The sequence below is a fragment of the Stenotrophomonas sp. 05L413 genome, from assembly GCF_056397945.1.
In genome coordinates this window covers 237,044-255,570 of the sequence record NZ_JBFTOL010000005.1, presented here as the reverse complement: position 1 = coordinate 255,570, position 18,527 = coordinate 237,044, and the positions used below count along the sequence as shown (strand labels likewise).

The window sequence follows — 18,527 nt, the reverse complement described above, 5'->3', positions numbered from 1 at the left end:
GGTAGCGCGGGACGCGCCGGACACTAGGTCCGCTTGCGGAACATCGAAACCACCGCCAGGATCAGGAAAACGACGAACAGGATCCAGGCGACGTTGCTGGCGGCGCCGGCAATGCCCGAGAAACCAAGCACCGCCGCGATGATGGCGATGACAAAAAAGATGACGGCGTAATGCAGCATGTCGACCCTCGCGTTGATGCGTGCCGGAGTTGGCGTGGGGCCATGTTCACCAACCTGCGGTGTTCAGGGAGTGATGGAATCCTGTGCGTTCGATGAAGATGCCAGCCGGGCCAGCCCTTCTTCGATGCTGACCAAGGGGACATAACCGAAGTCGCGGCGCGCCGGTTCCATGCTGTACCAGTGCGGGGTGCACAGCTGCTCGGCCAGGAAGCGGGTCATGGGCGGCTCGCCGCGCAGGCGCAGCAGCGGCCACAGCCGCTCGCAGACCGCGCCGATCCGGTAAGCCGCCTTGAAGCTGATCGACTTTGTCACTGGCGGCGCATCCACCGCGGCCAGCAGCTTGTTGAGCAGCTCGCGCATCGGCAGCGGCTCGCCGTTGGAAATGAAGTACGCCTTGCCGGCGCAGGCCGCGCCCGGGGCCAGGTGCTCCAGGGCCAGGAAGTGGGCCAGTGCGGCGTTGTCGATGTAGGTGGTGTCCACCTTGTTCTGCCCATCGCCGACGAAGCGCAGGCGGCCGGCGCGGGCGCGCTCAGCCAGACGCGGTACCAGTTGCTGGTCGCCCGGGCCCCAGATCAGCCGCGGCCGCAACGCGACCGTGGCCAGCTGCGCATCGTTGGCCGCCAGCACGCGCTGCTCGGCGATGGCCTTGGTGGCCGCGTACGGCGCCTGGAAGTTCTCGCCATACGGCACCTCGTCCGCGCCCAGGCCCTCCACTGGATGCGTGGCGCGATGGGTCACGCTGGGCGTGGAGGTGTAGACCAGCTTGCCCACGCCGTGCGCGCGACAGGCCGCGATGACATTGTCGGTGCCGACCACGTTGGCCTGGTGGTAGCTGTCATAGCTGCCCCACGCACCGGCCTTGGCCCCGTTGTGGAGGACCGCATCGACCCCGGCCACCGCATGCATCACCGCCTGCGCATCGGCCAGGTCGCCGCGGATCTGGCCCACGCCCATCGCCTGCAGCGCAGGGTAGTGGCCGCGGTTGAACGCCAGCACCTGGTGACCCCGCTCGATCAGTCCCTTGCACAGGGCCTGGCCGAGGAAGCCGCCGCCGCCGGTCACGAGGATCTTCATGCGTGCTGCTCCAGTTGCGCGGTGGCCCATACCGTGAGCTTCTCGCGGCCGATCTTGGCGTTGTGGCGGATGTCGACCGGGAAGCCCGGGTGCGGCAGGAACTGCTCGATGCGCGCGGTGTGCGCATGTGCGGCCGCTTCACGACGCAGGCGCTCGACCAGGGCGGGCGAATCGATGGTGCCGGGCTGCAGTTCGTAGCACAGCACCGGCCGCTGCCGACCCGGCGCACCCACGCCGACCAGCGCGGTGCGGGCGATGCCGTCCAGCGCATTGAACACCGGCTCGACCTGCTCGGTGTACAGCGGCCCCTGCGCGGTTTCCACGCGCTGGGTCTTGCGCCCACAGAACCACAGCCGGCCCTGCGCATCGAAGTAGCCGACATCGCCCATCCGGTGCACGACCCGGGTGCTGCCATCGGCCAGGGTTTCGGTGATCTTCGCCGCGGCGGTGGCCTGCGGGCGGTTGAAGTAGCTGTCGGTGGCGGTCGGGCCGGCCACGGTGATCTCGCCCACCTCGCCGGTGGCCAGCACACGGGCCTGCGACCAATCCGGCAGCGGCGCGTCATCGATGGCGATGATGCGCACCTCGTTTGGCGCGACCACGCGGCCGACACAGGTACCGGCGCCGGCCTCGGTGGCCTGGCGGGTGTTCTCCAGCTCGCGGCCTTCGATCACCGCCACCGGCAGGCACTCGGTGGCGCCGTAGGGGGTCCAGAACTGGGCGTCATCGGGCAGCAGGCGGCGGATCCGCGCGACCACATCCGGCGGCACCGGCGCCCCGGCCGAGGTCACCCGGCGCACGCTCGGCAGCGGCTGGCCGTGATCGGCCAGGACCCGCATCAGCGCCGGCGAGCCGAACAGCTGGGTGACGCCGAAGCGGTTGATGGCGTCATGCAGCTTGCGCGGATCGGCCTGGGCCGGGCGGGTCGGGTCCATGTCCGGGATCACCGAGGTCAGCCCCAGCGCCGGATCGAACAGCGCGAACGGCGGGAAGGTCGGCAGATCCACCCCACCCGGCTCCATCCCGAAGGCGGCGCGCAGCAGCTCGACCTGGCCGACGAAATGACGGTGGCGGTAGACCACGCCTTTGGGCACGCCGGTGGAGCCGCTGGTGAACAGGATCGCCGCGACATCCTCGCCATCGGTCGGGGCCAGCGCAGGCGCCGCCGTGGCGCCCTGGGCTTCCAGCCGGGCCAGGGTGGTGCCACCCCAGCCCCAGCGGCGGCCGACGGTCACCAGCAGGCGCGCAGAACGGCACCAGCGCAGCACCAGGCGCGCCACGTGGGCCAGGCCGATGCCGATGAAGGCCTGCGGCTGGGCCTCGTCCAGGCATTGCTTCAGCGCGCGCTTGTCGATGCCCGGGTCGACCAGCACCGGGACCGCGCCGTTCTTGAACAGCGCGAACATCAGCAGGAAGAACTCCGGCGAGGGCCGCACCATCACCACCGCGCGCACGCCGCGGCCGATGCCGTACGCGGCCAGGCCGGCCGCCATCGCGTCGCTGCGGGCGTTGAGGGTGCGGTAATCCAGGGTGACGTCATAACGCGCCATGCCGCCGGGCCCGGGCTTGCCGGGGCAGCGGATGGCGATCTGGTCGGGGCGTTCACGGGCCAGCTCGGGCAGGCGCGCGGCGATATTGATGGCGCTGTTCATCCGTTCATTGTCGCCGCTGCAGAAAAATCTTGCGCGCCGGCCGGTGGCGTGGAAAATTCGCGCCCTTCCCTCCTGCTTCGCTGCCGCCCAAGGCCGGTGCCCCATGCCCCATCCCTGCCTCACCTGCGGCGCCTGCTGCACCCAATACCGTGTGGCCTTCCATTGGATGGAATCGGACGAGGTCACCCCCGGTGGCGTCCCGCACGAGCTCACCCAGGTGCTGGACCCGCACCGGCTGTGCATGCTCGGCACCCTGTCCAAGCCGGTGTACTGCGTGGCGCTGGATGCGGAGATCGGCGTGTATTCGCGCTGCAGCATCCACCCCAACCGCCCCAGCGTGTGCCGTGAGGTGGATGCTTCGTGGGAGTACGGCAAGGCCAGCCCCCAGTGCGACAAGGCGCGCGTGGCGCACGGCATGCCGGCGCTGACCCTGGCCGACTGGCGCTGGCGGGACGAGGCGGGCAATGACGATGATCATCCCGACGACAACGGGAACTCGCCGGCGCCGCCGCAGGCTCCGATCGCGGCGTAGTTGGGGGGGCGCCGGGGGTTCTGGCGCCGGGGTAAAAGCTGCCGACCAACGGTCGGCTCTACCGGTGACGGGGTCGGATGCGACCCAACGTCAATACCAAACCGATCAGATCGGGTGCGCGTCCAGAAACGCGCGGATCTTCGGCACCAGCACCTCGTGCTTGTCTTCCAGCACGTAATGCCCGGCATCCTCGAAGGCATGCACCTGCGCCTGGGGCAGTGCGGCCTGGAAGCCCTCCAGGAAGTGGTGGTCGAACACGAAATCACGCAGCCCCCAGCCGATGAAGGCGGGACGGTCGGCGTAGCTGGGCAGGGTCTGGCCGGACCGCTCCAGCAGCGACCAGGCCTTGTCGGCCGGTGACAGCGGAATGTCCTGCATGAAGCGGATAGTGCTGATGCGGTTGGCGTAGCTGTTGTACGGCGACACGTAAGCGCGGCGCACCTCGGCCGGCATCTTCCGTTCCACGCCCAGCCACGAGGCACCGGACGAGAACGCGTTGAAGGTGCGGATGAGCCACTCGCCGATCTTCCAGTGGCGACCCAGCGCGATCTGCCACGGCATCTTCTTCGCGGCCGGCATCGGGAAGGCGGCGGTGTTGAGCACCACCAAGCGCTTGACCTGCGCGTGGTGCGACAACGCCCAACCGAAGCCGATCATGCCGCCCCAGTCGTGCACGGCCAGGGTCACCGGGCCGGTGATGCCCAGGTGCGCGAGCAGCGCCTCCAGGTCATCCACGCGCGACTGCAGGGTGTAGTCGTAGTGCGCGTCATCGGGCTTGTCCGACAGGCCCATGCCGATATGGTCCGGCACGATGCAGCGGTACTTGTCCGAGAGGCCGGTCACCAGGGTGCGCCAGTAATAGCTCCACGACGGATTGCCGTGGACCATCACCACCACCTCGCCATCGCGCGGGCCTTCGTCGAGATAGTTCATCGACAGGCCGGGGCGCACCTCGAAGCGGTGCGGATGGGCGGGGTAACCGGGCAGCTGGGGCATGCAAACGCACCTGTGAAAAGGGCCGGCAGAACCGGCCCTTGATGTTCAATTCCAACGCCGCAGCAGCCTGCGGCGACTGGTTTACCAGACCACTTCGGCCATCGAGCAGTTCAGGCCCGAGCCGATGCCGAGCAGCGCGATGCGATCGCCCTTCTTCAGCTTGCCCAGCTGCTTGAGCTTGCTCAGCACGATCGGCACCGAGGCCGGGCCGATGTTGCCGTGCTCGCCGAAGATCGTCATCACCTTCTTCGGGTCGATGCCGAAGTTCTTGATGAAGGCGGCGGTGTGCGGCTGGCTGACCTGGTGGATCACGAACTGGTCCAGTTCCTCCACGGCCCAGCCCAGTGCTTCACGGGCGGCCACGAAGGTCTTCTGTGCCAGCTTGATGCCTTCGATCAGCAGCATGCGGGTGTCGGTGACCATGCGGTCCAGGTTGCCCCGGCACAGCTGGTTCCACTCGGTGGCCGAGCGGGTCACGCCACCGCGGTAACGCGGGGCATCGGGCACCAGCTCGGTGCGCGCCATGACCATCGCCGCGGCACCGCAGCCCAGGGTCAGGGCGGCCATCTCGTTGCGGAAGTCATCGGCGGTCACGCCCGGCAGGGCCATGCGCTCGAGGGTCTTCTCGTACACCAGGTTGGCGGTTTCACCGTCGACGATCAGCGCGTAGTCGATCTCGCCGCGTTCGAGCATGCGGGCGGCGATGTCCATGCCGTTGATGAAGGCCAGGCAGGCATTGGCGACGTCGAAGGTCATGCATTCGTCGCCGACCCCCAGGTTGCCCGAGACGATGCTGGCCGTGGACGGCTCCAGGTAGTCGCGGCTGACCGAGGTGTTGACCAGCAGGCCGATCTTGTCGGCGCCGATCCCGGCGTCTTCCAGTGCTTTGCGGGCAGCCAGCGTGGCGGCGTCGGAGGCCAGCATGTCGGCATCCCACAGGCGGCGGGCGTGGATGCCCGCGATATCGCCGAGCACATCGGTACGGATGCCAAGGCGATCCAGCGTCGGCTTCAGCCGTTCGTTGATTTCCTTGGACGTCAGCGTGTGCGGCGCGTCGATGTGCGCCAAGCCGGCGATCGAGACATTCTTGAAGAGCATCAGTTAGCGCCAAGGCTCAGGCAAAGGGGGCGTTATTGTAAGCCGGCACGGCTTTCACCGCACCTTTACGAATTCACGCCCGGGCGTATGGTCCGGGCGCAGGGTGAAGGGTTCAGCGTGGCGGGCACTGGAAGGCCAGGAAGCGCTGGCTGCCATCGACGGGCAGGCCAGAGGCCTGCACGGCATTGGCACCGGCGCTGGGCGCCTCGTTGCGGGCCAGGGTTTCCAGCTCTTCCTGCACGCGCAGCGGGTTGCGGTTGTAGAAGCCGACCTTGCTCTTCACGGTCACCACCACCTCGCCCTTGCTCTGGCAGCCGCTGGGAACCGCACCGGCCGGCAGCACGCGGACCGTCTTGCCGGACGACTCGATCGGCACCCAGGTGCAGGCGGAAACGCTGAGGATCAGGGCGGACAGAAGCAGAATGCGCATGGACAAGGCCTAGCTGGAATACGTAAGGGAGTGTGCGGGAAACAACTGAATCGGGGGTGATCAGGGGCCGGGAGGGTTCCCGGCACCTGAGGCGCGGGTCAGCACGATGGCTGACCCGCTGTCGGCATCACCGGGCCTTCGGTGCCGCTGCAGCCGGAGCAGCCGGAGCCACCACCTTGCCTTCGGCATCGATCACCTGCACCTGGCCGAGGTTGAGCGCACGCACCGGTGCCTCGGTCTGCTTGAGATCACCGACCACCACCCAGGTCAGCGCGTTCGGGTCCAGCGTGGCCGCGGCCTGCTGCACCTGGGCCGGGGTCATTGCCTCGATCTCGGCCTTGCGCTGGACCACATAGTCGTCCGGGCGCTGGTACCGCACGATCCCGCTGATGGTGCCCATCACCGCGCTGGCGGTCTCGTAGGCACCGGGCAGGCTCAGGTTCTGGATGTTGCGGATGCGCGCCACCTCGGCCGGGGTGGCCGGCTTGGCACCGCTGGCGAACTCGGCGATCTCCTTGCGCATCTCCTGCATCGCCTCGGCGGTCTTGTCGATCTGCACCGGTGCGCGGGCGCCCCACGGGCGCTGGCCCAGGGTGTTGCTGGCGCTGCTGCCGGCACCGTAGGACCAGTGCTTCTGCTCACGCAGGTTCATGTTCAGGCGCGAGGTGAAGTCGCCGCCCAGCACGCCGTTGGCGATGTCGAAGCGGGTCGACCCCGGGTCCTTGGACGAGGGCACCACCTGGCTGGCGAACAGGTTGGCCTGCACCGCACCCGGCTGGTCGATCAGGTACACGCGGGCCTGGGTCGGCCGTGCCACGTCCACCGGGGCCTTCACCTGCGGGGCCGGGCCCTCGGCCTTCCAGTTGCCGAACTGGCGCTCCAGCAGCGGCACGAGGTCCTTCAGCGTGGTGTCGCCGACCACGATCAGGGTGCCCTGCTCCGGGCGCAGCCAATCACGGTGGAAATCGACCAGGTCCTCGCGGGTCATGGACTGGATGTCCACTTCATTGCCGCTGCCGGTGAACGGGATCGCATACGGATGACCGGCGCCGTACAGCAGGGTCGGCATCACGCGCATCGCGACCGCGCTGGGGTTGACCTTCTCCTGCTGGATGCCGGCGATCCAGGTCGCCTTGACGCGATCGATCTCGGTCTGGTCGAAGCGCGGCTGGCGCAGCATGTCCGCATACAGGGCCAGCGACGGGGCCAGGTTTTCCTTCAGCGCGGACAGATACACGCTGGTGCTGTCCAGCGAGGCGGAGGCATCGAGCTTGGCGCCCAGTGCATCGGCGGCATCGGCGAAGGGCAGCGCGCCCAGCTTGCCGGCGCCCTCGGTGAGCAGCCCCATGGTGAAGTTGGCGGTGCCGGACTTGCGGCCCTGGTCGGCGGTGAAGCCACCCGGGAACTCATAGCTGAACTGCACGACCGGGATGTCGTGACGCTCGGCCAGGATCACCTGGGTGCCATTCTTCAGCGTGGCGCGATGCAGTTCCGGGAATTTCAGGTCCGGGAAGGTCTTGGTCTGCGGCACGCCGGTGCTGCGGTCGACCTGCTGGGCCAGCGTCGTGAAGCTGGGGTCCACGGCGGGCACGGTGAACGGCTTGGGCGTTTCCGACGGCAGTTCGGCCAAGGCAACGCGCGCGCCCGGCTCGACCACGATGGTGTGGTCGCCGGCGCCCAGCCACTTGGCACCGACATCGCGCACCTGCGCGGCAGTGGCCGCATCGATGGTGGCCAGCGACGTGCGGAAGCAGCCCGGGTCACCTTCGTACACGGTGCACTCGGCCAGCGCGTCGGCCTTGCCGCCGAAGCCACCGATGCGCTCGATGCCGCGGATGAAGCCGGCGCGGAAGGCGGTCTTGCCGCGGCTGAGCTCATCGGCGGTCGGGCCGTCCTTGGTCAGGCGCTTCACCTCTTCATCGATGATCGCCTCGACCTTGGCCGGGTCCACGCCCTGCTTGACGCTGGCCATGATCACGAAGTTCGAGCCCAGCTGCGAGCTGTAGGCGCCGGCACTGATGTTGTCCACCAGCTTGTCCTGGTGCAGCAGGCGCTGGTCCAGACGCGAGGACTTCGCACCGCCGAGAACCTGCGCGAACAGCTGCAGCTGGTCTATGTCGGTGGTGCCGACCTGGGCGACGTTCCACGCGCGGTAGATGCGCGCCTGCGGCACCTTGTCGGTCATCACTTCGCGCGTGCTCTTCTCACGCTTGGCCACGTCCACCTTGGGCTGGGCCATGCTCGGGCCGGCCGGGATGTCGCCGAAGTACCTGGCGACCTTTTCTTTCGCCGTGGCCACATCGATGTCACCGGCCAGCACCAGCACTGCATTGTTGGGGCCGTACCAGGTGCGGAACCACGTTTTCACGTCGTCCAGCGAGGCCGCGTTGAGATCGTTCATCGAGCCGATCACGCTGTGGTGATACGGATGGCCTTCCGGATACATCGCGCGGGTCAGCTTTTCCCAGACCTGGCCATACGGCTGGTTCTCGCCCTGGCGCTTTTCGTTCTGGACCACGCCGCGCTGTTCGTCGAGCGCGGCCTGGTCGATCGCGCCGAGCAGATGGCCCATGCGGTCGGACTCCATCCACAGCGCCATGTCCAGCGCCGTGGTCGGCACGTTCTCGAAGTAATTGGTGCGGTCGGTGTTGGTGGTGCCGTTCTGGCCGGTGACACCCACCTGCTTGAAGGGCTCGAAATACTCGCCGTCGTGGTTCTCGCTGCCCTGGAACATCAGGTGTTCGAACAGGTGCGCAAAGCCGGTGCGGCCGGCGGGTTCGTCCTTGCTGCCGACGTGGTACCAGATGTTGACGGCCACGATCGGCGCCTTGCGGTCGGTGTGCACCACCACGCGCAGGCCATTGGGCAGGGTGAACTGCTCGAACGGAATGTCGACCTTGGCCACCGTGGCCGGCTTGGCCAGGACCGGTGCGGGCGCCAGTGAGCCCAATGCGGCGGAGAGCGCTACAGCGAGCAGCGCGGCACGCGGTCGGAGTTGGACGGTCATTCCGGTTCCTTGGTCATGAAAGTGAAGCCGGATGCTAGCGCGCCGCCCAGGCAAAAGGCATCGGCCAACAGTCATTGGGGGCAAAACGGACAGCCTGCAGGCCCTGCGGCGGACAACTGTCCGGACAGCGGACACCGCGACATCGATAAAAACCCTTTGAAATCAACAGATAAAACTTGGCACGCGTCCTGCGTGGTACTGGGCAAGGGAAGCAAGGATCAAATCAAAACTGACTGGATGCTGAACAAAAACAAGAAAGATCAAATTGTTCTTGCACGCCCCGAATCGGTGTACTACCTTACTACCACACCACTGCTCACCAACACTAAACAGGACCTCGCCATGAACACCAAGACGCTCGCCATCGCCATCGCCCTCGCCGCCGGCTCCGCATTTGCTTCGTCGGTGCAGGCCGCCCCCGCCATCGTCACGTTCGACACCGTGCAGGTCCGCCCTTCGGCCGACCAGATCGCCCAGGCCGAGGTTGAGCGCACCAGCAGCATCCCGACCCTGGCCGTCGTGGAAGTCCGCCCGACCGCCGGCCTGATCGCTGACTACCGCGCCGAACTGGCCGCCAACCGCCGCGTCACCACGCTGGCCGCCGTTGAAGTGCGCCCGACCGCCGAACAGCGCCAGGCCCTGGCTGCCGAGCAGACCCGTGACCGCGGCTACGTCGCCACCTTCACCGCTGCGGCCACTGCCGTCGCCAATGAAGTGATCATCAACCTGCCGACCCTGCAGGTGCGTCCGTCGGCTGCCGATCTGCAGGCCCTGGCGCTGGACACCGCCGCTGCCGCCGCCTCGACCCTGATCCGCCAGTAAGCCGTAGCTGCGGTCCCCCGCAGCCACGGCGTACACTTCGCCGATGACTGCCACGCCCACGTTCCATGTCGTTCTGTTCCAACCCGAAATCCCGCCGAACACCGGCAATGTGATCCGCCTCTGCGCCAACACCGGCGCGCGGCTGCACCTGATCGAGCCGCTCGGTTTCGACCTGAGCGACAAGCAGCTCAAGCGCGCCGGCCTGGACTATCACGAATACGCCCGACTGCAGGTCCATCCTGATCTTGAGACCGCCCTGCAGGTGATTGCGCCCAAACGCCTGTTCGCGCTGAGTACCCGCGGCAGCGTGCGTTACGACACCCAGCAATTTGAAGATGGCGATGCCTTCCTGTTCGGCCCGGAAACCCGCGGCCTGCCCCAGGACCTGCTCGACAGCCTGCCCCACGGCCGCCGCCTGCGCCTGCCGATGCAACCGGGCAACCGCAGCCTCAATCTGTCCAACACCGTTGCGGTGGTGATGTACGAGGCGTGGCGCCAGAACGGGTTTGCCGGCGGGCAATGACTCAAAAAGCGTTGATGCCCGTCAGCTCCCGCCCGATCACCAGCTGGTGCACGGTCTCGGTGCCCTCGTAGGTGATCACCGATTCCAGATTGAGTGCATGCCGGATCGCCACATGTTCGGTGGTGATGCCCGCGCCACCGAGCAGATCACGGCACTCGCGCGCGATGTCGATGGCCATGCGGCAATTGTTCCATTTGGCCAGGCTTACCTGCTGCGGCTGCAGCTGGCCGGCATCCTTCAGGCGCCCCAGCTGCAATGCCAGCAACTGCGCGGTGGTGATCCGGCGCGCCATGTCGGCCAGCTTGATCTGCGCACTCTGCGTGGCCGCCACCGGCCGGCCGAACAGCACCCGCTGCTTGGTGTAGGCCAGCGCTTCATCCAGGCACGCCACCGCGGCACCGATCGGGCCCCAGCTGATGCCGTAGCGTGCCTGGTTCAAGCAGCCCAGTGGGCCTTTCAGGCCCTGCACGTTAGGCAGCCGGTTACGGTCGGGCACGCGCACATTGTCGAAGAACAGCGCACCGGTGAGCGAGGCGCGCAGGCTCATCTTGTGCTTGATCTCCTGCGTGCTGAAGCCGGGCATGCCTTTCTCGAGCACGAAGCCCTGGATGCCGTCTTCGGTATGCGCCCAGATGATCGCGATGTCCGCCACCGGCCCACTGGTGATCCACATCTTGCTGCCGTTGATCAGCCAGTCGCCGCCGTCGCGCACCGCGCGGGTCTTCATCGCCGCCGGATCGGAGCCGCCATGCGCCTCGGTCAGGCCGAAGCAGCCGATGACCTTGCCGGTGGCCATGTCCGGCAACCAGCGCACGCGCTGTTCTTCGCTGCCGTAGGCGTAGATCGGGTACATGCACAGCGAGCTCTGTACCGAGACGAAACTGCGCAGCCCCGAATCGCCGCGCTCCAGTTCCTGGCAGATCAAGCCGTAGCTCACCGCGTTCAGTCCGCCGCCGCCGTACTGTTCGGGCAGGCTGGAGCCGAGCAGACCCAGTGCAGCGATCTCGGGGATCAGTTCGTCGGGAAAGCGGCCTTCATCAAATGCATCGCCGATGATCGGCAGCACCCGGGTATCAGTGAAGCGCGCCACCGTCGCCTGCACCGCGCGCTCCTCCTCGCTCAGCAGCGAACGGATATCGAACAGATCGAACGGATTGAGTGACATGGCATCCCGGCAGGTGGCGGTGGAACAGGCCCCCATTGTGGGCGTTGTGCAGGTAGGGGCCAAGGGCTGGCGCAGCAGGAGCTGCCTGCTCCATCCGGGCGCCGATCCAGCCGGCCACCCGATCGCCGGGATGTCCTGATCCCTTATGGCCACGCCCCGGCCAGATACGAACGTGTGCGTGCCCGGAGCGTGGCGATGTCGGGCGCTGTGGCCGGATTACGGATCCTGTCGGCGGCAGTTGGCCTGCCTGGGCGGGATGCCCACGTCCGCCGCATAGATCCATCGGGCCTCTGTTACCGACGTGGCCATCACGTAACGTTGCGGATTACCTGGGCTCGCGCCCCAGCACCAATAGCTCTGGAGCTCGGCACTACTGCTGATGGCTGCAGGCAAGCCGACCGGGTACGCCTGGGCGGGCTTGGCACCGAGCAGTCCTGCCAGCGCCAAGGAGGCACCGACACAGCAGGCGATCATGTTCATGTTGCGATCCTGATATTCGCTCCGAAGCGGAGCTGCATCAAGGTGGCCATTTCCAACGCAACGTTCAGGCACGCAGCGCTCACTTCCCGGTGCCTGCCGCATTTGAACTGATCGATAGGTGCTGTTGCAGTTGGTCGGCCTATCGCTTGTGCGCGGCACGGTAGGCATGGGTCGGTGAATGCGCCCAGGGATTACCGGCGTATCGGTGCAGCGGGGTGATGCTGCGTGCCGCGCGCCGCTGGGAGCCCACTGAAGGTCAAGCGCGGCGCGATGGCGTGGCATTCTCCTACCTTCGTGCCGACCTCAACATCGAGGAAGTATGGGCGTATCGCACGCAGGGTGGATTCATCGCGGACATGTCGGGCCACTCGGGGTATCCATTGGGGGTTCGTTGCGTGTTTCCGTACGACGGGGCCACCGATACGCCCCGCAGTTCCGCACGATCATTGCAATCACGGTTCCGCGACAAGACGGGCCGATGGGTCCCCATCGTCAGGGTGGATCTGCGCGCAGGTGTCGCAGCGCCCTTCACCTATCGTGACGAGGATCAAAGCAACGCACCGTTGTGATGGCCGCCTGAGGAGGCGTGATCCCTGCGCGGCCGTCACCAATGCTGCATCGCAGCAACCCACCGTCCGCGGCGAGCTTTGCGTGCCATGGCGAGGCTGCTGCCTAGGCGTGAACGGGAAGGACCGGTACTCTGGCGCATTGATCCACCGTTTCGCCGTGACGTGACACGGGCGATTCCCAGGCAACCGCCGCCGTTCAACCCGCGGCACTACCCAAGAGTTACGCAGCCCCATGAGCGAAGAAATCAACGTCCTGCCCCCGCGTGAAGTGATGGAATTCGATGTGGTGATCGTCGGTGGCGGCCCTGCGGGCCTGGCCACGGCGATCCGGCTGCGCCAGCGCGCCATCGAGGCTGGCCGCGAGCTGTCGGTCTGCATCCTGGAAAAGGGGTCCGAACCCGGCGCGCACATCCTCTCCGGCGCGGTGATGGACCCACGCGCGTTGACCGAACTGTTCCCGGACTGGGCCGAGCGCGGCGCACCGCTGAAGCAGAAGGTCACCCGCGACGAATTCCTGTTCCTCACCGAGTCCGGATCGCGCAGCACGCCCAACGCGCTGCTGCCGGAGTGCTTCCACAACGAAGGCAACTACATCGTCAGCCTGGGCGAGGTCACCCGCTGGCTGGCGCAGCAGGCCGAGGCGCTGGAGGTGGCGATCTTCCCCGGCTTCCCGGCGGCGGAAGTGCTGTACAGCGATGATGGCGCGGTGATCGGCGTGGCCACCGGCGACATGGGCATCGAGAAGAACGGCCAGCCGGGCCCGGCATTCGAGCGCGGCATGGCGCTGCACGCCAAGTACACGATCTTCGCCGAAGGCTCGCGCGGCCATCTCGGCCGCCAGCTGATCGCCCGCTTCCAGCTCGATGCCGACAAGGATCCGCAGGCCTACGGCATCGGCATCAAGGAACTGTGGCAGATCGATCCGGCCAAGCACGAACCGGGCTTGGTGGTGCACGCCGCCGGCTGGCCGCTGGACAACGACACCTACGGTGGCGCGTTCCTGTACCACGCCGAGGGTGGCAAGGTCTCGATCGGCTATGTGGTCGGCCTGGACTACAAGAATCCGTGGCTGAGCCCGTTCGAAGAGTTCCAGCGCTTCAAGACGCACCCGGACATCCGCAAGCACCTGGAAGGGGGCAAGCGCATCGGCTACGGCGCGCGTGCGATCACCGCCGGTGGCCTGATGTCGCTGCCCAGGACGGTGTTCCCCGGTGGCGCGCTGGTCGGCTGCGAGGCCGGCTACCTCAACGTCAGCCGGATCAAGGGCAGCCACGCCGCGATCAAGACCGGCATGCTCGCCGCCGATGCGGCCTTCGATGCGCTCGCCGCCGATCGCCAGCACGATGAGTTGAGCGCCTATCCGCAGGCATTCGAGAGCAGCTGGCTGCATGCCGAGCTGCAGCAGGCCAAGAACTTCAAGCAGTGGTTCAAGAAGGGCCAGACCGTGGCCACGCTGATGACCGGCATCGAACAGTGGCTGCTGCCCAAGCTGGGCATCCGCAACCCGCCGTGGACGCTGCGCCACAGCACCCCGGACCACGCCTGCCTGGAGCCGGCGTCGAAACACGCGAAGATCCATTATCCCAAGCCCGATGGCGTGCTCACTTTCGACCGCCTCAGCTCGGTGTTCCTGAGCAGCACCAACCACGCCGAAGACCAGCCCAGCCACCTGACGCTCAAGGATGCCAGTGTGCCGGTGCGGATCAACCTGAGCGAATACGCCGGGCCGGAAGCGCGTTACTGCCCGGCGGGCGTGTACGAGTTCGTCGGCAGCGACGGGCACGAACAGTTGCAGATCAATGCGCAGAACTGCGTGCACTGCAAGACCTGCGACATCAAGGACCCCACCCAGAACATCGTCTGGGTGACCCCGCAGGGCGGTGGCGGCCCAAACTATTCGGGCATGTGATCGACGCGGCCTGCGACCACCGGTCGCAGGTCATCGGGCGCGGCAGTCACCGCCGCGCTCGCTATCCTGAGCGTCCTGTTGGACGTGACCGCTGCGCCATGGCCCCTGCTTTCCGATCGACGTTGCCGTTACTGGCCTGCCTGCTGCTGGCGGCGTGTTCGCGCGCACCGCAGACGCCCGAGCAGGCCCATCAGCAGGAGCTGCAGCGCGCGTTCGCGATCTGCGCCGGCTGCCACACGGTCAGCCCCGGCGGCGTGCACCGCTTCGGCCCGAACCTGCACGGGGTGATCGGCCGGCGCGCCGGCAGTGTCACCGGCTACCCGTACTCCAACGCGATGCGCGAGGCCGGGCTGACCTGGAACGAGCTGACCCTGGATGCGTTCCTGCGCTCGCCCACGCATGTGGTGCCGGGCACCCGCATGGTCAATACCACCGCCGACCCGGAGCGCCGGCGCCAGGTGATCGAGTACCTGCAGCAGCAGCGCTGATCGCCACGGAACCGGTCAGGACGCCTGCAGCTGTTCCAGGTAGGCACGCAACGCCGCATCGAACGCACCGACCGCCTCGGCATGCGCCGCCACGCCGTCGTCGTCGATGCTGTCCATCAGATGGCGCGCCTCCACCACCAAGGCATCCGCCCCCAGCGTGGCCAACCCGCCCACCAGCCGGTGCAGTACATCCACGAGCGCCGGTGCCGTACGCTCGTGCAGGGCCTCCTGCAGTTGCACCAGATCCTCCTCGGAGGCGCTGCACAGGCTTTCGATCAACACCGCGGCCACGTGCGCCGATCCAAACCGGCGCGTGAGCGCGGCCCGGTCGGGCGGCGCAGGGAGGCTGCCTTGTACATCCGCAGCAGCTGGCGCGTCCGGCAACCACTGCAGCAGTGCCTGGCGCAAGGCGGCCAGCGCCACCGGTTTGGCCAATAGATCATCCATGCCGGCCTCGCGGCAGCGTTGCAGATCGTCCTCCATCGCGCTGGCGGTGAGCGCGATCACCGGCAACCGGGCGGTGCCGCGGTCGCGCTCCTGCTCACGGATACGCCGGGTCATGGCATAGCCGTCCATGACCGGCATCCGGCAATCGGTGAGGACCAGATCGAAACGGGTCCGCGCGAGCAGCGCCAACGCCTGTTCGCCGTTCTCGGCCAGCACGTGCGGCAGACCGAGCTGCTGCATGCGCCAGCCCATCAGTGCCTGGTTGGTGGGATGGTCCTCGACGATCAGTACCCGCCGCTGCAGCAGCGCTGCCGGCACCGGCAGCCTCTGCGCCTGGTCTTCCGCCGCGCCGGGCTGTTCGTCCACCGGCACCGTGGGTACCGTCAGCAGCACCTCCACGCAGGTCCCCTCGCCGGGCACGCTGTGCAGCGTGAGCGTGCCGTGCATCAGGGCGACCAGGCGCTGGCAGATGCTCAGGCCCAGGCCGGTGCCCCCGTACTGGCGGCTGGTCGCTGCATCGGCCTGCGCGAACGGGGCGAACAGATGCTCGCGCTGCGCCGGCGAAATGCCGATGCCGGTATCGCGCACCGTCAGCCGCAGCTGCTGCGCGCCATCGCTATCGATGCCGAGCACCGTCAGTGCGATGTCGACCTCACCGGCGTGGGTGAACTTGATAGCGTTGCTGAGCAGGTTGAACGCGATCTGGCGCAGGCGCATACCGTCCGCCAGATGCATGGCCGCGACGTCGTCGTCGATCTGGATCTGCAGGTCCAGTCCCTTGGCCACTGCCTGCGGTGCAAGCAGCTGCTGCACGTTGCCGAGCAATGCGCGCAGCGCCACCGGATGTGCCTGCAGCGTCAGCGCGCCAGCCTCGATCTTGGAGTAGTCCAGCAGGTCATCGAGGATCTGCCGCAGCATCTGCGCCGAGTCTTCGATCACGCTGATGATGCGGCGCTGTTCCCCATCCAGCGCGGTGTGCGAGAGCACCTCGACCATGCCGAGTACCCCGGACATCGGCGTGCGGATCTCATGGCTCATCGTGGCCAGGAACTCGGATTTGGCAGCGGTGGCGCGCTCGGCCGCGGCCTTGGCCAACGCAAGCGCATCGGCCTGCGCGCGCGCCTCGGTGACATCGACCCAGTAGCCGCTCCACAGCAGCGCGCCGTCTTCGGCATCGTAAGGCAGCGCGCGCGCGCGCACCCAGTGCAGCGTGCCATGTGGGGAGGTGCGGAACTCCATGTCCAACGGAGTGAAGTCGCGCGCGGCGCGTTCCATGGCCTGGCGCACACCGGGGCGGTCGCGCTCGTCGATGCGGTCCATCAAGGCGCTTTCGTCAGCCATGGCCTCGGCTGCGGTGACCCCGAACAGGGCGTCCGTGTCGCCGGCGATATACGGCAGCGACAAGCGGCCATCGCGCTCGCGCCGGCCCTGGTAGACGATCGCCGGCAGGTTGTCGGTGACTTCGGCCAAGCGCTGCTCGACCCGCCGGCGCATCGCCACTTCATTGCGCAACCGCCAGTATCCCCAGCCGTGCACCAGCAGCGCCGTCAACAGGACCAGCGCCAGCGGCACCGCCCAGCGCGCAATGCCGCGCCAGTCCAGGTCACTGCGGTATTCGGCCGAGAGCCAGTCACTGCGGATCGCCTCGTGCTCACGCGCGCTCATGTTGACCAGCATGCGGTCGAACGTGGTCGCCAGTGGCGCGTACCGTCGTTTGACCGCCAGCGACAACCGATCACTGAAGCCAGCGGGTGCGGCAACGTGGAGTTGCGCGGGATAGCGCTCGCGCACGATCCGGTCGACGATGGCCAGATTGCCGATGTAGGCATCGGCATCGCCATGCGCCAGCCGGGCCAAGGCCAGTTCGGTGCTGCGCGCCGGCACGATGCGGGCGTTCGGCGCCTGCTGCAGGATGTAGCCCCGCAACCGGTCCGGGTCGGTCAGCAGGATGCTGCGCCCGTCCAGATCGCCGATGCCGAGCACCGACCGGCTGCCGCTGGCGGTCACGATCACGTTGGGCACAGTGATGAAGGGCTGGCTGAATACCCAGTCGTCACCCAGGTACGTGGAGTCATTGGGGATGCCCATGATGGCATCGACCTCGCCACGGCGCAGTTGTTCGCGCGCCTCGAACCAGTCATGCGCTGGCACGCGGGTGAGCTGGGCACCCACGTTCCGCAGCAGGCGCAGGTATTCGGCCGCCACGCCACTGGGCTGGTCGGCGCCGTCGATGAACGCCAGCGGTGCCGCATTCGGCGCGAATGCCAGCCGCAGTGGTGTCGCCAATACACGCTTTTCGGCATTGCCCAGGATCATCTGCGACTGCGCCGACCATTCCGGCGTCTGCAGCCAACGCCGCTTCAGGCGCGCGCGTTCGGTGTCCGCCAGCGCCGCCAACCCCAGATCCAGCGCTTCGGCCAAGGGTTGCTTGGCGTTGGGCACCCCGAAGTGCAGACGCTCCGGCGGCAGGTCGCTGGGGCGCAGCAACGCGACATCGGTGAGCCCTCGCTCGGCGATCAGCGACGTGGCTACATAGGCATTGCCGATATACACATCGGCTTCGCCCTTGCCGACCATGGCCAGCGCGGCCGTGGTGTTTGCAGCGATCACGCGGCGGGCAACGGGAAAGCGCGCGCGGACTTCTTCGCTGGTGACGAACTCGCGCTCGGTGACCACACGCAGCCCGCGCAGGTCCGGATCGGCCGAGGCCCGGGTATCACCGGGGCGACCGACCAGCGCCAGCGGCGCATCGGCGTAGGGACGGGTATAGACCATGCAGCGGGTGCGGTCGGCGGTAAGGGTGATGTTCATCACCACATCAACTTCGCCGCGGCATGCTGCATCCAGCACCTCGGTCCAGTCGCGGTACATCCGCACCTTCACCTGCACACCCAGCTGCTGCGTGAGCAGGCTCAGGTAGTCATAGCCCAGGCCGACCGGCTTGCCCTCGTGCAAGGATTCGAACGGCGGCCAGCCGCTGTCGTACATACCCAGGATGATGGTAGGGTGCTTGCCAAGCCACTCGCTCTGCCGGGGCGACAAGGCGAGGGGGTTGGCGGCCGATACCGACACGCCCGCTGCCATTGCAAGCACGAGCAGCACCAGCCAGCGAACGACGCGGATACGCATGCTGCCTGATCTCCGTAGAATGTTGTC

16 protein-coding genes are annotated in these 18,527 nt (G+C 67.3%); 6 read left to right on the top strand and 10 right to left on the bottom strand.

Features of this window, described 5'->3' with window-relative positions; all coding sequences use genetic code 11:
- Positions 1-23: 23 nt before the first annotated feature.
- The 3 genes from AC1DIQ_RS13095 to oleC form a co-directional block, all read right to left on the bottom strand.
- A complete protein-coding gene (locus AC1DIQ_RS13095) occupies positions 24-179 on the bottom strand; it encodes a DUF1328 domain-containing protein (protein ID WP_019184873.1) in 156 nt (51 codons plus the stop codon).
- A gap of 63 nt (positions 180-242) precedes the next feature.
- Positions 243-1,253, bottom strand: a complete 1,011-nt coding sequence (gene oleD / locus AC1DIQ_RS13090) for a 2-alkyl-3-oxoalkanoate reductase (RefSeq protein WP_478050189.1) — start codon at positions 1,251-1,253, stop codon at positions 243-245.
- Positions 1,250-2,905: an olefin beta-lactone synthetase gene (gene oleC, locus AC1DIQ_RS13085; protein WP_478050188.1), complete on the bottom strand. Its 1,656-nt coding sequence runs from the start codon at positions 2,903-2,905 to the stop codon at positions 1,250-1,252. Before oleC ends, oleD begins: the two co-directional genes overlap by 4 nt.
- A gap of 103 nt (positions 2,906-3,008) precedes the next feature.
- On the opposite strand from oleC, the gene AC1DIQ_RS13080 reads away from it, so the two are divergent.
- The gene (locus AC1DIQ_RS13080; RefSeq protein WP_478050187.1) at positions 3,009-3,437 is read left to right on the top strand and encodes a YkgJ family cysteine cluster protein; all 429 of its coding nucleotides are present in this window, start codon (positions 3,009-3,011) and stop codon (positions 3,435-3,437) included.
- A 105-nt stretch (positions 3,438-3,542) separates the two neighbouring features.
- On the opposite strand, the gene AC1DIQ_RS13075 is transcribed toward AC1DIQ_RS13080, so the two are convergent.
- The 4 genes from AC1DIQ_RS13075 to AC1DIQ_RS13060 form a co-directional block, all read right to left on the bottom strand.
- On the bottom strand, positions 3,543-4,433 hold the full coding sequence (locus tag AC1DIQ_RS13075; RefSeq protein WP_478050186.1) for an alpha/beta fold hydrolase: 891 nt from the start codon (positions 4,431-4,433) through the stop codon (positions 3,543-3,545).
- Positions 4,434-4,514: 81 nt separating this feature from the next.
- Positions 4,515-5,531 (bottom strand): 3-oxoacyl-ACP synthase III, encoded by a 1,017-nt coding sequence (locus tag AC1DIQ_RS13070; protein WP_019184878.1) that lies wholly within the window; start codon positions 5,529-5,531, stop codon positions 4,515-4,517.
- 112 nt (positions 5,532-5,643) lie between these two features.
- Positions 5,644-5,961, bottom strand: a complete 318-nt coding sequence (locus AC1DIQ_RS13065) for a DUF4156 domain-containing protein (protein ID WP_478050185.1) — start codon at positions 5,959-5,961, stop codon at positions 5,644-5,646.
- 127 nt (positions 5,962-6,088) lie between these two features.
- On the bottom strand, positions 6,089-8,968 hold the full coding sequence (locus tag AC1DIQ_RS13060; protein ID WP_478050184.1) for a M16 family metallopeptidase: 2,880 nt from the start codon (positions 8,966-8,968) through the stop codon (positions 6,089-6,091).
- Positions 8,969-9,310: 342 nt separating this feature from the next.
- Here AC1DIQ_RS13060 and AC1DIQ_RS13055 point away from each other — a divergent pair, with 342 nt between their 5' ends.
- The gene (locus AC1DIQ_RS13055; protein ID WP_121044425.1) at positions 9,311-9,790 is read left to right on the top strand and encodes an XAC0231 family protein; all 480 of its coding nucleotides are present in this window, start codon (positions 9,311-9,313) and stop codon (positions 9,788-9,790) included.
- Between the two features lie 43 nt (positions 9,791-9,833).
- Positions 9,834-10,313: a tRNA (uridine(34)/cytosine(34)/5-carboxymethylaminomethyluridine(34)-2'-O)-methyltransferase TrmL gene (trmL, locus tag AC1DIQ_RS13050; RefSeq protein ID WP_152154138.1), complete on the top strand. Its 480-nt coding sequence runs from the start codon at positions 9,834-9,836 to the stop codon at positions 10,311-10,313.
- Position 10,314: 1 nt separating this feature from the next.
- Here trmL and AC1DIQ_RS13045 read toward each other — a convergent pair whose 3' ends face one another.
- Together AC1DIQ_RS13045 and AC1DIQ_RS13040 are read right to left on the bottom strand one after the other, a co-directional pair.
- The gene (locus AC1DIQ_RS13045; RefSeq protein ID WP_121044431.1) at positions 10,315-11,478 is read right to left on the bottom strand and encodes an acyl-CoA dehydrogenase family protein; all 1,164 of its coding nucleotides are present in this window, start codon (positions 11,476-11,478) and stop codon (positions 10,315-10,317) included.
- A gap of 216 nt (positions 11,479-11,694) precedes the next feature.
- Positions 11,695-11,958, bottom strand: a complete 264-nt coding sequence (locus tag AC1DIQ_RS13040; protein WP_478050183.1) for a hypothetical protein — start codon at positions 11,956-11,958, stop codon at positions 11,695-11,697.
- Between the two features lie 215 nt (positions 11,959-12,173).
- On the opposite strand from AC1DIQ_RS13040, the gene AC1DIQ_RS13035 reads away from it, so the two are divergent.
- From AC1DIQ_RS13035 to AC1DIQ_RS13025, 3 genes are all read left to right on the top strand, one after another.
- Positions 12,174-12,527, top strand: coding sequence for a hypothetical protein (locus tag AC1DIQ_RS13035; RefSeq protein ID WP_478050182.1), 354 nt, complete (start codon positions 12,174-12,176; stop codon positions 12,525-12,527).
- Between the two features lie 232 nt (positions 12,528-12,759).
- A complete protein-coding gene (locus tag AC1DIQ_RS13030) occupies positions 12,760-14,436 on the top strand; it encodes an electron transfer flavoprotein-ubiquinone oxidoreductase (RefSeq protein ID WP_478050181.1) in 1,677 nt (558 codons plus the stop codon).
- Between the two features lie 98 nt (positions 14,437-14,534).
- On the top strand, positions 14,535-14,924 hold the full coding sequence (locus AC1DIQ_RS13025) for a c-type cytochrome (protein WP_478050180.1): 390 nt from the start codon (positions 14,535-14,537) through the stop codon (positions 14,922-14,924).
- Positions 14,925-14,939: 15 nt separating this feature from the next.
- Here AC1DIQ_RS13025 and AC1DIQ_RS13020 read toward each other — a convergent pair whose 3' ends face one another.
- Positions 14,940-18,500: an ATP-binding protein gene (locus AC1DIQ_RS13020; protein ID WP_478050179.1), complete on the bottom strand. Its 3,561-nt coding sequence runs from the start codon at positions 18,498-18,500 to the stop codon at positions 14,940-14,942.
- Positions 18,501-18,527 lie beyond the last annotated feature (27 nt).

Coding starts and splice junctions, on each gene's coding strand:
- AC1DIQ_RS13095 (WP_019184873.1), bottom strand. CDS start 179: ATGCTGCATTACGCCGTCATCTTTTTTGTCATCGCCATCATCGCGGCG.
- oleD (WP_478050189.1), bottom strand. CDS start 1,253: ATGAAGATCCTCGTGACCGGCGGCGGCGGCTTCCTCGGCCAGGCCCTG.
- oleC (WP_478050188.1), bottom strand. CDS start 2,905: ATGAACAGCGCCATCAATATCGCCGCGCGCCTGCCCGAGCTGGCCCGT.
- AC1DIQ_RS13080 (WP_478050187.1), top strand. CDS start 3,009: ATGCCCCATCCCTGCCTCACCTGCGGCGCCTGCTGCACCCAATACCGT.
- AC1DIQ_RS13075 (WP_478050186.1), bottom strand. CDS start 4,433: ATGCCCCAGCTGCCCGGTTACCCCGCCCATCCGCACCGCTTCGAGGTG.
- AC1DIQ_RS13070 (WP_019184878.1), bottom strand. CDS start 5,531: ATGCTCTTCAAGAATGTCTCGATCGCCGGCTTGGCGCACATCGACGCG.
- AC1DIQ_RS13065 (WP_478050185.1), bottom strand. CDS start 5,961: ATGCGCATTCTGCTTCTGTCCGCCCTGATCCTCAGCGTTTCCGCCTGC.
- AC1DIQ_RS13060 (WP_478050184.1), bottom strand. CDS start 8,968: ATGACCGTCCAACTCCGACCGCGTGCCGCGCTGCTCGCTGTAGCGCTC.
- AC1DIQ_RS13055 (WP_121044425.1), top strand. CDS start 9,311: ATGAACACCAAGACGCTCGCCATCGCCATCGCCCTCGCCGCCGGCTCC.
- trmL (WP_152154138.1), top strand. CDS start 9,834: ATGACTGCCACGCCCACGTTCCATGTCGTTCTGTTCCAACCCGAAATC.
- AC1DIQ_RS13045 (WP_121044431.1), bottom strand. CDS start 11,478: ATGTCACTCAATCCGTTCGATCTGTTCGATATCCGTTCGCTGCTGAGC.
- AC1DIQ_RS13040 (WP_478050183.1), bottom strand. CDS start 11,958: ATGAACATGATCGCCTGCTGTGTCGGTGCCTCCTTGGCGCTGGCAGGA.
- AC1DIQ_RS13030 (WP_478050181.1), top strand. CDS start 12,760: ATGAGCGAAGAAATCAACGTCCTGCCCCCGCGTGAAGTGATGGAATTC.
- AC1DIQ_RS13025 (WP_478050180.1), top strand. CDS start 14,535: ATGGCCCCTGCTTTCCGATCGACGTTGCCGTTACTGGCCTGCCTGCTG.
- AC1DIQ_RS13020 (WP_478050179.1), bottom strand. CDS start 18,500: ATGCGTATCCGCGTCGTTCGCTGGCTGGTGCTGCTCGTGCTTGCAATG.